The sequence below is a fragment of the Pseudomonas sp. No.117 genome, from assembly GCF_054558395.1.
In genome coordinates, this window is record NZ_BAAJNP010000003.1 from 207827 (window position 1) to 220289 (window position 12463).

17 protein-coding genes are annotated in these 12463 nt (G+C 67.2%); 13 read left to right on the plus strand and 4 right to left on the minus strand.

The genetic code is table 11. The annotated features are described in order from the left end of the window. The first annotated feature begins 94 nt into the window (after positions 1-94). The 5 genes from ACYJP6_RS07715 to ACYJP6_RS07735 all read left to right on the plus strand — a co-directional run bounded on the left by ACYJP6_RS07715 (position 95) and on the right by ACYJP6_RS07735 (position 3088). The gene (locus ACYJP6_RS07715; protein WP_459474453.1) at positions 95-799 is read left to right on the plus strand and encodes a glutathione S-transferase N-terminal domain-containing protein; all 705 of its coding nucleotides are present in this window, start codon (positions 95-97) and stop codon (positions 797-799) included. Further along, positions 799-1353, plus strand: coding sequence for a GNAT family N-acetyltransferase (locus ACYJP6_RS07720; RefSeq protein ID WP_459474454.1), 555 nt, complete (start codon positions 799-801; stop codon positions 1351-1353). The genes ACYJP6_RS07715 and ACYJP6_RS07720 overlap by 1 nt, the downstream gene beginning before the upstream one ends. A 32-nt stretch (positions 1354-1385) precedes the next feature. Then, a complete protein-coding gene (locus ACYJP6_RS07725) occupies positions 1386-1871 on the plus strand; it encodes a hypothetical protein (RefSeq protein ID WP_459474455.1) in 486 nt (161 codons plus the stop codon). 81 nt (positions 1872-1952) lie between these two features. Beyond that, complete coding sequence (locus ACYJP6_RS07730) at positions 1953-2651, plus strand: helix-turn-helix transcriptional regulator (RefSeq protein WP_459474456.1); 699 nt, start codon at positions 1953-1955, stop codon at positions 2649-2651. A 65-nt stretch (positions 2652-2716) separates the two neighbouring features. After that, on the plus strand, positions 2717-3088 hold the full coding sequence (locus tag ACYJP6_RS07735) for a VOC family protein (protein ID WP_459474457.1): 372 nt from the start codon (positions 2717-2719) through the stop codon (positions 3086-3088). Between the two features lie 157 nt (positions 3089-3245). Here ACYJP6_RS07735 and ACYJP6_RS07740 read toward each other — a convergent pair whose 3' ends face one another. Continuing rightward, entirely contained in the window at positions 3246-3512 is a 267-nt protein-coding gene (locus ACYJP6_RS07740; protein WP_459474458.1) for a DksA/TraR family C4-type zinc finger protein, read from the minus strand. A gap of 46 nt (positions 3513-3558) precedes the next feature. Between ACYJP6_RS07740 and ACYJP6_RS07745 the strand changes: the two genes are divergently transcribed. From ACYJP6_RS07745 to ACYJP6_RS07765, 5 genes are all read left to right on the plus strand, one after another. Then, complete coding sequence (locus ACYJP6_RS07745; RefSeq protein ID WP_459474459.1) at positions 3559-4347, plus strand: CDP-diacylglycerol diphosphatase; 789 nt, start codon at positions 3559-3561, stop codon at positions 4345-4347. 22 nt (positions 4348-4369) lie between these two features. Beyond that, positions 4370-4582, plus strand: coding sequence for a hypothetical protein (locus tag ACYJP6_RS07750; RefSeq protein ID WP_459474460.1), 213 nt, complete (start codon positions 4370-4372; stop codon positions 4580-4582). Positions 4583-4813: 231 nt separating this feature from the next. Beyond that, the gene (locus ACYJP6_RS07755; RefSeq protein ID WP_459474461.1) at positions 4814-5455 is read left to right on the plus strand and encodes a TIGR04211 family SH3 domain-containing protein; all 642 of its coding nucleotides are present in this window, start codon (positions 4814-4816) and stop codon (positions 5453-5455) included. 246 nt (positions 5456-5701) lie between these two features. Then, entirely contained in the window at positions 5702-6289 is a 588-nt protein-coding gene (locus tag ACYJP6_RS07760) for an NUDIX domain-containing protein (RefSeq protein WP_459474462.1), read from the plus strand. Between the two features lie 3 nt (positions 6290-6292). Next, complete coding sequence (locus ACYJP6_RS07765; RefSeq protein WP_459474463.1) at positions 6293-7165, plus strand: oxygenase MpaB family protein; 873 nt, start codon at positions 6293-6295, stop codon at positions 7163-7165. A gap of 310 nt (positions 7166-7475) precedes the next feature. Here the strand turns inward: ACYJP6_RS07765 and dbpA are convergent, their stop codons facing one another. Continuing rightward, on the minus strand, positions 7476-8849 hold the full coding sequence (dbpA, locus tag ACYJP6_RS07770; RefSeq protein WP_459474465.1) for an ATP-dependent RNA helicase DbpA: 1374 nt from the start codon (positions 8847-8849) through the stop codon (positions 7476-7478). A gap of 127 nt (positions 8850-8976) precedes the next feature. Between dbpA and ACYJP6_RS07775 the strand changes: the two genes are divergently transcribed. Then, positions 8977-9609, plus strand: coding sequence for a glutathione S-transferase family protein (locus tag ACYJP6_RS07775; protein ID WP_459474466.1), 633 nt, complete (start codon positions 8977-8979; stop codon positions 9607-9609). Between the two features lie 7 nt (positions 9610-9616). Here ACYJP6_RS07775 and ACYJP6_RS07780 read toward each other — a convergent pair whose 3' ends face one another. Further along, the gene (locus ACYJP6_RS07780) at positions 9617-10717 is read right to left on the minus strand and encodes a catalase family protein (protein ID WP_459474467.1); all 1101 of its coding nucleotides are present in this window, start codon (positions 10715-10717) and stop codon (positions 9617-9619) included. Between the two features lie 186 nt (positions 10718-10903). Between ACYJP6_RS07780 and ACYJP6_RS07785 the strand changes: the two genes are divergently transcribed. Then, positions 10904-11047 (plus strand): hypothetical protein, encoded by a 144-nt coding sequence (locus tag ACYJP6_RS07785; RefSeq protein ID WP_459474468.1) that lies wholly within the window; start codon positions 10904-10906, stop codon positions 11045-11047. A 129-nt stretch (positions 11048-11176) separates the two neighbouring features. Continuing rightward, positions 11177-12016, plus strand: coding sequence for a DUF6502 family protein (locus tag ACYJP6_RS07790; protein ID WP_459474469.1), 840 nt, complete (start codon positions 11177-11179; stop codon positions 12014-12016). Here the strand turns inward: ACYJP6_RS07790 and ACYJP6_RS07795 are convergent. After that, the gene (locus tag ACYJP6_RS07795) at positions 12013-12453 is read right to left on the minus strand and encodes a type IV pilin protein (RefSeq protein WP_459474470.1); all 441 of its coding nucleotides are present in this window, start codon (positions 12451-12453) and stop codon (positions 12013-12015) included. The two genes, ACYJP6_RS07790 and ACYJP6_RS07795, sit on opposite strands and share 4 nt — an antisense overlap. Positions 12454-12463 lie beyond the last annotated feature (10 nt).

Genomic DNA, 12463 nt, shown 5'->3' on the forward strand with positions numbered 1-12463 from the left:
CGGCATCGCGCTAAGTTCCGCTTCGCTCGGCACCGGGCAACCCGCCTCGCGCCCAGGGGTCTCATGCTGCACCGCCCTTCCCAAGGAGCCTGCCATGGCCGATCTGTCCTCCTTCCCCATCACCCGCCGCTGGCCCGCCCAGCACCCCGAGCGCCTGCAACTCTATTCGCTACCCACGCCCAATGGCGTCAAGGTGGCCATCCTGCTGGAGGAGCTGGGGCTGCCCTACGAGGTGCATCGGGTCGACTTCGGCCAGGACGACCAGCACACCCCGGAATTCCTGTCACTGAGCCCCAACAACAAGATCCCCGCCATCCTCGATCCCGACGGTCCTGACGGTGAGCCGCTCGGCTTGTTCGAGTCCGGCGCCATCCTGCTCTATCTCGCGGAAAAGACCGGTCGCTTCCTGCCGCAAGACCCGGCCCTGCGCTACCAGGCCATCCAGTGGCTGATGTTCCAGATGGGCGGTATCGGTCCCATGTTTGGCCAGCTCGGCTTCTTCACCACGTTCGCTGGCAAGGACATAGAAGACAAAAGACCCCGCGACCGCTACGTGGCCGAAGCCCGGCGCCTGCTGGGCGTACTGGATGGCCAGTTGAAGGGGCAAGCCTGGATCCTCGGCGACGACTACGGCATCGCCGACATCGCCACCTTTCCCTGGATCCGCGCCCTGGTGGAGGTCTACCAGGCGGACGACCTGGTCGGCTTCCAGGACTTCACCGAGGTCCGCCGCGTACTGGACACCTTCCTTGCCCGCCCGGCGGTACAGCGCGGCCTGGGGATACCGGCGGCGCCCTGATGGTTGCCGACGATGAGCTGCAGCTGCGCCAGTGGTATCCGGAAGATGGCCCCGCCTTCGCCCGGCTCAACGCCAATCCCGAGGTGATGCACCACTTTCCGGCCTGCCTGGACCAAGCGGCCAGTGCTGCCATGCTCGAACGTTGTCGCCAGGGCATCGCTGAACGCGGCTGGGGCTTCTGGGCACTGGAGCGTCGCGCCGATGGCGTCCTGCTCGGCTTGCTGGGTATCAGCCCGGTGGCGCCGGAGTTCCCCTGCGCCCCTGCGGTCGAGATCGGCTGGCGTCTGGATCGCCCCTACTGGGGAGAGGGCTATGCCACTCGTGGCGCCCGTCTGGCCCTGGCCCACGCCTTCGAGGTGCTCGGCCTTGAAGAGGTGGTCGCCTTCACTGCCGTGTCCAACCAGCCGTCTCTAGCCGTGATGCGACGCCTGGGGATGATCGATGCTGGCACCTTTGAGCATCCCCGGCTGCCCACCGGCCACCCACTGCGTCCGCACCGGTTGTTTCGGCTGAGTCGATCACGCTGGCAGGCCGGGCGCAGCACGGCTGAGTAAACTGACTGCCTCTCGGAGATAGAGCAGAGACGATGACCACTGGGCTGGATAGGAACGACGCGACCGCAATAATCGAGAGCGCACACTGGTGCCTTGGTTATCGGCAGGATTCCCGCTATCCCGGCTGCCTGATCCTGAATAGCCAACAGTGCGCGGGAGACTTCAGCGAGCTCGACGCTACCAGTCTGGCTGAGCTGGGTCAGCAACTGAGCTTCGCAGAGAAACTGCTGCAGCGCTGCTATGCGCCTCATAGCGTGGTGGTCTACAAGCTGGGCTTCTCCGCGGGATTCTCTCTGCATTTCCACCTTGCGCCCATCACGCGCGCGCTGTTGAGCGAAATCGCCACCCATCCTGGCTACAGCGACACCCCGGACGGTAACGATGCCATCCTCTTTCTGAGTCGCGAATATGCGGAGCGAGAACTCACGGCAGGGGAACGCCGGGTGCAAGAGTTAGAGATCTCCCGTCTCAGAGAGATGACTAAGGAGCTTTTGCGCCAACCTAATCCCCTGCCGTGAACCAGCTGCCGTACTCCTGAAGCCCATAACCCGCACCGCCCACCGCTAGAGCATCACCCTCCACCCGCTTAAACTGCGCGGATGTCACGCTCAGAACGGTTGTTCGATCTGCTCCAGGCCTTGCGCCGGCACCGCCGCGCCGTGAGTGGCCGCGCCTTGGCGGCGGAAACCGGGGTCAGCCTGAGAACCCTGTACCGCGACATCGCCAGCCTGCAAGCCTTGGGGGCAGCCATCGAGGGCGAACCTGGGGTCGGCTATATCCTCAAGCCAGGCTTCCTGCTGCCACCCCTGATGTTCACACCGGAAGAGCTGGAAGCCCTGGTCCTCGGCTCGCGCTGGGTAGCCGAGCGCACCGATGGCAGCCTGGCCGCAGCCGCCCGGAATGCCCTGGCGCGGATCTCCGCGGTCCTGCCGAGCGAACTGCAAAACGAGTTGGCCATGACCACCCTGCTCATCGGGCCGAGCCGGGAAACACCGCACAACCAGATCGATCCGGCGCTTCTGCGCCAGGCGATACGCCAGGAAACCAAGGTCACCCTGGTCTACCGCGACGCCGCTGATAGCGAGTCCCGGCGCACCATCTGGCCCTTCGCGCTGGCCTACTTCGACGCCGCCCGGGTGCTTCTGGGCTGGTGTGAGCTGCGTGAAGATTTCCGCAGCTTTCGCGCCGACCGCATCCTCGTGGTAGAGCCCAGCGAGCAGCGTTATCCGCGGCGTCGCCAGACCTTGCTCAGGGATTGGCGCAAGCAGATGGAGCGTCAGCGCAATATCCCTGTGTGACTGCTGACAGAAACTGGCAGTGGGGGTCCCTAGACTGGGCGGCATCACCCCAGAGGAGAGACGCCATGCACTACCGCACCAGTCTGATGTTCTATGTTGCCGATGTCCGTACCAGCCGGGATTTCTACGCAAGGCTGCTCGACCTCACCCCGGTCGACGACGGCCCCGGCTTCGCCCTGTTCGTACTCCCGTCCGGTCTCGCCCTGGGCCTGTGGGCGCGGGAGGCAGTGGTCCCGCCAGTGAGCGCGGGCAGGGCGTCAGGTGAATTGGGCTTCAAGGTAGAAAGCCTGGCGGCGGTGGATGAGCTGCATGAACTCTGGCTGGCCCGGGGCGCCGAAGTGGCCTGGCCGCCGACCGATCTGCCATTCGGCCGCAGCTTCGTCGCCCTCGATCCGGACGGCAACCGGCTAAGGGGTTATGCGGTGCATCCCGACTGAGCCCTGCCGGCCGCTACGGGAAGGGTGGCTCAGCAGTTCGCGCAGGTCGCGCCAGCTGCTGGACAAGGGATCGGCATGGTACAAACCTTTCCTATCTTTGGCCTGTGAGCCCTTGCCCTCTAAAGGTCGCCGCACTATGACCTTGCCCGCGTCCGTCCTAACGCAACTGACTGTCCTTGCTGCCCCGCCGGTTGTAGCCGCCGGCGCGCTGGTCCTCGGCGTCCTGCTCGGACTGGCAGCGGATGCACAGGCGCACGCCCGGCACCACCTGGCGGCGCGCCTCGGGGATGGCATCGCCGCACTCCTCGCAGTGCGTCAGGCTCGCGCCACGATGCAGGCGACTGCGGGCACGCTGCACCGCATCATCCACCGTGCTGTCGATCTGTTCCTGAACCGCGCCGTCTCCGGCCCACCCATTGGCCATGGCTGACTCCCCCATGTGCTGCCCTGATACCCATTGGAAAGGAAGTTTGCCCAGATGTTCGCCGCCGTCCAGCGTCCGCTGGTCGTGGTGGCGGCAGCTGTCGTTGCTGGTGCTGGGCATGACGCTGGCGGGCTGCTCCAGCCGCGAGCTGCTGCGCCAGGTCACGACGGGGATGTGCGCACCCAATGCCTGGCTCACCGGGCAACCCGCGCCCTGTCGCCAGGTGGTCGAAAACCCCGGCTTCGCCGTGCTACGCGCGCCCGGCGAACCCCAGCACTTCATCCTGGTGCCCCTGCGCCCACTGCGAGGTCTGGAGAGTCCAGCCCTGTGGCAACCCGGCCAACCCAACTGGTTCGGGCTGGCCTGGCGCCAGCGCTGGTACCTGAGCGCCTGGGGTCCGGCAGCGGTGGCCGACGACCTCGTCGGCCTGGCGCTGAATGCGCCCAGCGGCCGTAGCCAGGATCAACTGCACGTGCACCTCGCCTGCCTGAGGCCCGAGCTGCGCCAGCAGCTCTGGCAACTGGCCCCAGGGATGGATGACCAGTGGCGTGCGCTCCCGGTGGCGCTCGCCGGCAGTCGCTATCAGGTGCGGCGCCTGAGCGAGACCCAGCTGCTGGCCGCGGACTTCTTTCCCGCCCTGGCGGCGGACCCGCCCTACCCCGTGCCGGATCCGCGCCTGTCGCTGGCCTTGGTAGCCCTGCCGAGCCGGGATGCCAGCCGGCACTTCCTGCTGCTGGCCGGGCGCGTCGGCAGCCAGCCCGGCGACCAGGGCTCGGCGGAACGGCTGCTGGCGGCGGATTGCCAGGGAACGACCGTGGCCGCGGCGACTCAATAGCGCCAGCCCGCCAGGAGGCCCCATGCCGCCGGAATTCCACGATCTCTTCGATTTCATCGACCAGCTGCTCGCCTGGTCGGACTTCTATCTCAAGTGCGGCCTGCTGCTCTGTGGCGTGGGCATGGTCGCCGGTGCCCTGGCCTGGAAACGCTGGTGGGGCAAGGCGCTGGCCTTCGGCAGCGCCGGACTGGGCGTCCTGGCCGCCCTTGGCCTGGATCTGCTCAATCGGCTCTGAAGCTCCAAGGCCGCACTCGATGCCTTCCGCTGGCTGCCGTATGGCGGCAAGATGACACTGGCCGTCGCTTTCCCCCGCCAAAGCTTGAACTGTTTCACCGTCTCGCACAGAGAGCGCTACGGGTTGGCGGATAGATCGCGGCAGCTTGCTAGGGTACTGCCCCACAATAATCCGGCCTGGTCACCACGGCCTTCATCTTTTCAGCTCACGCATACAGACCCGATCATGCCCATGTCCCCATCTCGCCTGCTGTCCCGCCTTCCGCATCTCGGCCTCTGCCTGGCCGCTTCCCTCGCCTCCTTCACCGGCACCGCGGCCGCCCAGGAAAACACCACCCGCTGGGTCAGCGACAGCCTGACCACCTATGTCCGCAGCGGCCCCACCGATGGCTACCGTATCGTCGGCACCCTCAAGTCCGGGCAGAAGGTCGAGCTGATCAGCACCCAGGGCGACTACAGCCAGGTGCGCGGCGAAGGCGGCAGCACCGTCTGGATTCCCAGCAGCGACCTGCAGGCCAAGCCTGGCCAGGCCGAGCGCCTGCCGCAGCTGGAGCAGCAGGTCGCCGAACTGAGCGGCCAGCTCAAGACCATCGACGACAGCTGGAAGAATCGCGTCCAGGGCATGCAGGAGACCCTGGACTCGCGCAAGAAGCAGATCGATGAACTGGAAAGCCGCCGCAAGGACCTCGACGCCCAGCTGACCCAGGCCCAGTCGGATCTGCGCAGCACCCAGGCCAAGCTCGGCAACGAGAACAAGCAGGCGCTGATGCAGTACATGGTCTACGGCGGCAGCATTGCCGGCGCGGGCCTGCTGGCCGGCCTGATCCTGCCGTCCATGACCCGCGGCCGGAAGAAGAACGACCGCTGGTTCTAAGAGCCTGTTCATAATCTGCTGCGCGTCGGCCAAACGGCGTTGAAAAGCCCTTCGGAATGCTCATTTACCATCTGTAAACTCCGCTTCCTCAGGGCTTTTCGCCTTGTTTGGCTCTAGCTCGCGAGATTTTGAACAGGCTCTAAACGCCGTTCTAGCGGCTGTGCGGAACCTGCGACGGCGCTCCGTGCCTTAACGAGGCACGACTTCTGCTACCGTGGCCCGACGCCTTCCGCCAAGACGAGTCCCATGCCCGACACCCCCCGCTTCCGTATCCAGCAGGTCGAGACCCTTTCCGCTGACTGGGGCCTGTTGAAGAAGACCACCTTCGATTACCTGCGCCGCGACGGCAGCTGGCAACGCCAGACCCGGGAGACCTACGACCGCGGCAACGGCGCCACCATCCTGCTGTACGACCGCGAGCGGCGTACCGTGCTGCTGATCCGCCAGTTCCGCCTGCCCACCCTGGGCAACGGCCTGGACGACGGCCTGCTGGTGGAAACCCCCGCCGGGCTGCTGGACAAGGCGGCGCCCGAGGCGCGCATCAAGGCCGAGGTGGAGGAAGAGACCGGTTACCGCCTGGACAATGTCCAGCACCTGTTCGACGCCTTCATGAGCCCCGGCTCGGTGACCGAGCTGCTGCACTTCTTCGCCGGTGAATACCGCGCCGACCAGCGCATCGCCGAGGGTGGTGGGCTGCACGAGGAAGGCGAGGACATCGAATTGCTGGAACTGCCCTTCGACGAGGCCCTGGCCATGGCGCGGGACGGTCGGCTGGTGGACGGCAAGACCATCATGCTGCTGCAGTACGCCGCCCTCTATCTGCTGCCGCGCTAGGCCATGGAGGCGATCCGGAACCGCATTGAGCGGCAGGTGATGAGCCTCACCGGGCTGGCGCTGGGCGAAGTCGACTATGAACAGCCAGCGGGTGATCCCGGCCTGTTCGGCCCGGGCAGCGTGCCCTGGCGGGTGCACAGCGACTTCACCTGCATGCTGATCGGCGGCATCGCCGCCCTGCTGATGCAGGCCCTGCACCCACTGGCCCTGGCCGGCGTCTGGGACCACTCGAAGTTTCGCCAGGACATGCTCGGCCGCCTGCGGCGTACCGGGCAGTTCATCGCCGCCACCACCTTCGGCAGCCGTGGCGACGCCGAGCGGCTGATCGCGCGGGTCAAGGCCATCCACAGGCACATCCAGGGCCAGGCTGCCGATGGCCGCCCCTATCGCGCCGAGGACCCCGCCCTGCTGACCTGGGTGCACGTGGCCGAGGTCAGCCATTTCCTCGCCGCCTACCTGCGCTATTTCGATCCGCACCTACCAGGGGCGGAACAGGATCGCTACTACGCCGAGATCGCCCTGGTGGCCGAGCGCCTGGGCGCCATCGACGTCCCCCGCTCACGGGCGGAGATCGCCGCCTACTACCAGGCGATCCGCCCCGAACTGGTGTGTGACGAGCGCAGCCGCGAGGTCTGCCAGGTGCTGGTGCAGGCCCCGGCACCCAGCGCCCTGGCCAAGCCGTTCGGCAAGCTGATGATGAGCGCCGGTATCGACCTGCTGCCCGATTGGGCCAGTGCGGAACTGGGTTTTCACCAGAGTCCGCTGCAACGGCGGCTAATTCGTACCGGTATCGGCGCGACCGCGCCGGTGCTGCGCTGGGCGGTGCGCAATGGCTCGTCGCATCGGGCGCGGCGGCGAATGGGGATCGAGACGTAGCCTACGCTTTATTGCGACCAGGCACCGATGGGCTTCGCTGCGCTCAACCTAACCTACATCACGGATCGAGCCGTAGGTTGGGTTGAGACAGCTCCACCGTAGAAGCCCAACAGCCGGAGGTACGTCGAGGCACTCGGACAACCCCCTCTCCCCTTGGGAGAGGGTTGGGGTGAGGGCGCGCCTCGCGACGATGTCCCAGTCCCGTAGGTTGGGTTGAGACGGCTCCATCGTCGAAGCCCAACAGCGGGAGCCAGGCCTGGGGCCATGTTGGGCTTCGCTGCGCTCAACCCAACCTACACCCTGCCACTCCCTACAGCATCCGCACCTTGATCGACCGCCCCTTGATCTTGCCCTCGCTCAGCCGCTGCAGGGCCTGGCGAGCGATGTCCCTTTCCACGGCGACGAAGGCCTGGTGGTCGAACAGGGTGATCTTGCCGATCTTGGCGCCGGGCAGGCCGGCGTCACCGGTCAGGGCGCCGAGGATGTCGCCGGGGCGCAGCTTGTCCTTCTTCCCCGCCGCCAGGGCCAGGGTATGCATCACGGGCACCAGGGGCTCGACGGTGTCGCGCAGGGCGCCGAGCGGCTGCCAATCCAGCGGGGCACCCTGCTGGGTCTCGATGGCCTGGGCGCGGCTGGCCTCTGCCGGCGCCACCAGCGATAGCGCCAGGCCCTGCTCGCCGGCCCGGCCGCTGCGGCCGATGCGGTGCACGTGCACCGCCGGATCGCGGGACAACTCGACGTTGATCACGGCCTCGAGACCGGCCACGTCGATGCCACGAGCGGCCACGTCGGTGGCCACCAGCACGCAGAGGCTGCGGTTGGCGAACATCGCCAGCACCTGGTCACGCTCGCGCTGCTCCAGGTCGCCATGCAGGGCGGCGGCGGAGATGCGCTGGGCGTGCAAGGCCTCGACTACCTCCTGGCACTGCTGGCGGGTCTGGCAGAAGGCCACGGCACTGGCCGGACGATAGTGACGCAGCAGCCGCACCACGGCGCTCAGGCGGTCCTGGGCGGCGATCTCGTAGAAACGCTGGCGAATCTGGCCCTCGCTGTGCTGGCTCTCGACGCTGATGCGCAAGGGCGCGCGCAGATAGTCCTCGGCCAGCCGCTCGATGCCTTCCGGATAGGTGGCGGAGAACAGCAGCGTCTGCCGGCGCGCGGGAGTCTGCCGCAGGATGTCGGCGATGGCCTCGACGAAGCCCATGTCCAGCATGCGATCGGCCTCGTCGAGCACGGCGACGTTGAGACCGTCCAGCACCAGGGTACCCTTGCGCAGATGCTCCTGTACCCGCCCCGGAGTGCCGACGATCACCTGGGCGCCATGCTCCAGGGAGGCGATCTGCGGCCCCAGCGGCATGCCGCCGCAAAGGGTGAGGATCTTGAGATTGGGCGTGGTCCGCGCCAAGCGTCGCAACTCCCGCGCCACCTGGTCCGCCAGCTCGCGGGTCGGGCACAGCACCAGGGCCTGACAGCCGAAATAGCGCGGATTGAGCCCGGTCAGCAGGCCGATGCCGAAGGCGGCCGTCTTGCCCGACCCGGTCTTGGCCTGGGCGATGAGATCCTGGCCCTTGAGGATGATGGGCAGGCTGGCCGCCTGGATGGGCGTCATGCTCAGGTAGCCGAGCTCGGCCAGATTGGCCTGCATGGCCTCGGCCAGTGGCAGGGAGTCGAAGGATGAAGGCACGGGAGTCCTGTGAAACGGCTCGTAAAGGTTTACCAGTCTAGCAGAAGGGCACCCTTTCTCTTGTACGTGGACGCTGAACGAGCGCCTACCTATGCTAGGGGGTACGCCAACCCAAGGAAGTTTCTCCATGTTCGACCGGCCCGTGCTCTATACCCACCCCATGTCGCGCGGACGCATCGTGCGCTGGTTGCTGGAGGAGCTCGGTCAGCCCTACGAGGTACAGCGGATCGACTACGGGCCGGCGATGAAGTCGGCGGCCTATCGGGCGATCAACCCCATGGGCAAGGTCCCGGCGTTGCGGCATGGCGCGGCGCTGGTGACGGAAACGGCGGCCATCTGCGCCTATCTCGCGGACGCCTTTCCCGCGGCCGGCCTCGCCCCGGCACTCAGCGACCCGGCCCGTGGCAGCTACTACCGCTGGCTGTTCTTCGCCGCCGGCCCCCTGGAGGCCGCGACCACCAACCAGGCCCTGGGCGTCACCCTGCCCGAGGATCCGCAAAGGCGGGGCGCGGTGGGCTATGGCAGCCTCGCCGAGGTCCTCGACACCCTGGACGCCGCCCTGGCCCCGGGTGAGTACTTGGTGGACGATCGCTTCACCGCGGCGGACGTCTATGTCGGCGCCCACCTGGCCTGGGGCATGGCCTTCGGCACCATCGACAAGCGACCGCACTTCGAACGCTATGTCGCCGGCCTGGTAGCCCGGCCGGCGGCCATCCGCGCCCGCGAACTGGACGACGCTGAGCTCGCCACCCTCAATTGAGCCGCGATCAGAGCTCCACTGGTCCGCGTGGATGGTGCAACGGGCAACCGTTGCGCTCGCTGCGAAACTGCGACGACATCTCGTAGGCCGGTTGCCGAGACCTCATGATGCCACCCAGAGGCCGATGCGCCGCCAGGCCATGCCAGGGGCTGAACACCATGCGGTCATCCACCTCGCGCGAGCGCGCCTCGTTCCAGGCCGGCTGTGGCTGGACCTCCAGCCGGGCCACGGTCACATAGGGCGTCAGCTCCTCCGGCCAGACCACCGAAGCGTCCTCGATGGGGGTCTGCTCGATGTCGACGCCCAGTTGCACGCGAATCTCCCAGACGCCGCCCTGCTGGGCGAAGTGGCCATTGACCGCCTCGCGCAGGCCGTCGGGCTTGCCATTGACCTCGACCGGAGCATCGGTCAGGGCGGTCAGCTCCGGTGCGACCGGCACCACGCTGAGCTTGGCGAAATAGGGACCATAGAGAAAGGGCACCATGCTGTAGAAGGTCTCGCCGAGGATATGGGTTTCCGGGTGCCCACCCAGGCTCTTCAGCGTCGGGCTCTCGCCACCGAAGGCCTCCACCACCTTCTCGGTGCCGCGCAGCACCGCCGAGGCCACCTTCTTCAGGCCTTCGCCGCGGTCAGTGGTCTTGGCCAGCAACTTGAGCGTCTTGAGAAAGGTCTTGGGATCCGGCGCGGTGAAGGCCGGGGCGTTCTGCATGACGAAATCCTGGGTCACCTGGCCTTCGCTACCGGGCAGCCGCGCACCGGGCACGTCGATCAGCTTGAGCGCCAGGCCCCGCGGGGTGGACACGCTGTCCGGCAGGATATCGCCCGGATTGGTCGAGAACCTCAGCACCGCCGCATAGCTGGCCGGCGTCGCGAAGACACCCTGGGCATAGGCAGGCGGCAGACCGTCCAGTACGGTCACCCGGCCAGTGAGCAGGCCATGGCTCTTGGCATGGACACTGCGGATGGCATGGCCGCCATTGGCATAGGTGGTTTCGGCAATGGATCTCATCGCCTCGACCATCTCGCGGACGGTCTCGGCTTCGTCGTCCGCTACTTGTTCGAAGGCAGGCTGGAACGGCAGCGGGTGGACAGCGGTGGGCGTGGTCATCACGGGAATCCTCAGGCGCCGTCGTTCGGGAGAGACGGTCAACTCGTAGACAGCTATCGCGCTAAGGACGTTCGGCCAGGCACAGCACCGCCGACGCAAGGTGCGGGCCCGGCGACCGTCCGTAGCCAGGTGGGAACGGCCCCACCCAGACGGGTTCGATATCCCTACCCACCTGAGGAGCACACCATGAGCGACGCTGAGCAGAAGACCTACGACAACCCCAGCAATACCCCGCCGCCCGAGGAATTGCCCTACGCCGACATGGAGCCGGAGGAGTTTCCGGACGATCCGGACGTGGCTGGCGCGACCGAATCGGGTACCCCAGGCTAGGGGCTCCGCCGGCCCCGGCGGGCGGTCGCTCGGCCTGCCGTCCGCCCCGCTCGAGGGCTCGCGGGTTTGACGGCGCCCCCGGGCTCCCGCGAAGATGGCACGGCGTCTGTCGTGTCGAGTCCTTCCTGCATGCTTTCCACCAAGGTCCCTTTGCTCCTGCGCAGCCTGATCGGTCGGCTGGTGCGTATCGCCATCGCCTCCGGGGTGACCTACCAGACCTTCGATCGGCTGTTACGCCAGACCTACTTCGAGGTGGCACGCGACTTCGAGCCGCTGCGTGACAAGCCCAATTCGGACAGCCGCATCTCGGTGCTGACCGGCCTGCCCCGCCGCGAAGTCCGCGCCCTGCGCGAAGCCAGCCCGGAGCGCTCGCAGAGCACCCCCAGCCTGGAATGGCAGGTACTCAGCGCCTGGACCTCACGGCTGGACCTGCTCGACGCCGACGGCAACCTGCGCCCCCTGCCCCGCACCCAACGACTCGGCGGCGAGCAGAGCTTCGACGCCCTGGTCGCCAGCGTCGGCAGCGACGTGCGCGCCCGTACCGTGCTGGACGAATGGTTGCGCAAGGGCTACGCCCGGCTCGACGAGGAAGACCGCGTGGTGCTCACCCCCCGCTCGCTGCTACGCGGCACGGAAAGCCAGGAAGGTGCCGGTCGGCTGCTGGCCCACTTCACCGGCGACCTGCTGGCCGGCTTCGAGCGTCTCTACCTGCAGGATCGCGCCGCTCCCGACTTCACCTTTCACGTGGTCTACGGCCACGGCCTGACCGAGGAATCGGCGCTCAGGCTCTATCTCACCGCCTACGACGAATCCATGCTGCTGCTCAACCGCCTCAATCGCCTGGTCGTCGAACACGAAGCCCAGGACGCCGGCCGGCCCGACGCCACCCAGCGGGTGACGCTGGGCTTCGGCGGCTGCCGCGTCGAACAGGCACGGGATGCGGGCCTGGTACAGGGGCGGGAGGATTAGCGCCAGCAGTTGCTGACGGTCGCCGCGTCCGTGGTCGCCGTCTTGCCCGCCGCACCGCGCAGGCCGGTGGAATCCAGCGTCAGCGTTCCGCAGGTATCCCGGGTCTGGGCATTCTGGGGCGTCACGCTCAGGCTGTAGGTGGTGGCGGTTGGCGTTCCCAGACTCAGGGCGTAGTAGCCGTTCGCCGAATTGACCGTGGTGGCGTTGGCCGTGCTGGTCAGGCCCAGGCGGTTCGGCGTCGCCGTGGCATAGGTGCTGTTCTGCGCGTAATAGCGCTCCATGCGCGCAGCCGCCTCGCTGAGCAGGGCCATCCCCTCCGAGCGATGGCTACGCAGCACGTACTGCTGGTAGCTCGGATAGGCGATGGCGGCCAGGATACCGACGATGGCGACGGTGATCATCACCTCGATCAGGGTGAAGCCTCGCGTACTGGTCATGCTGCTGTGG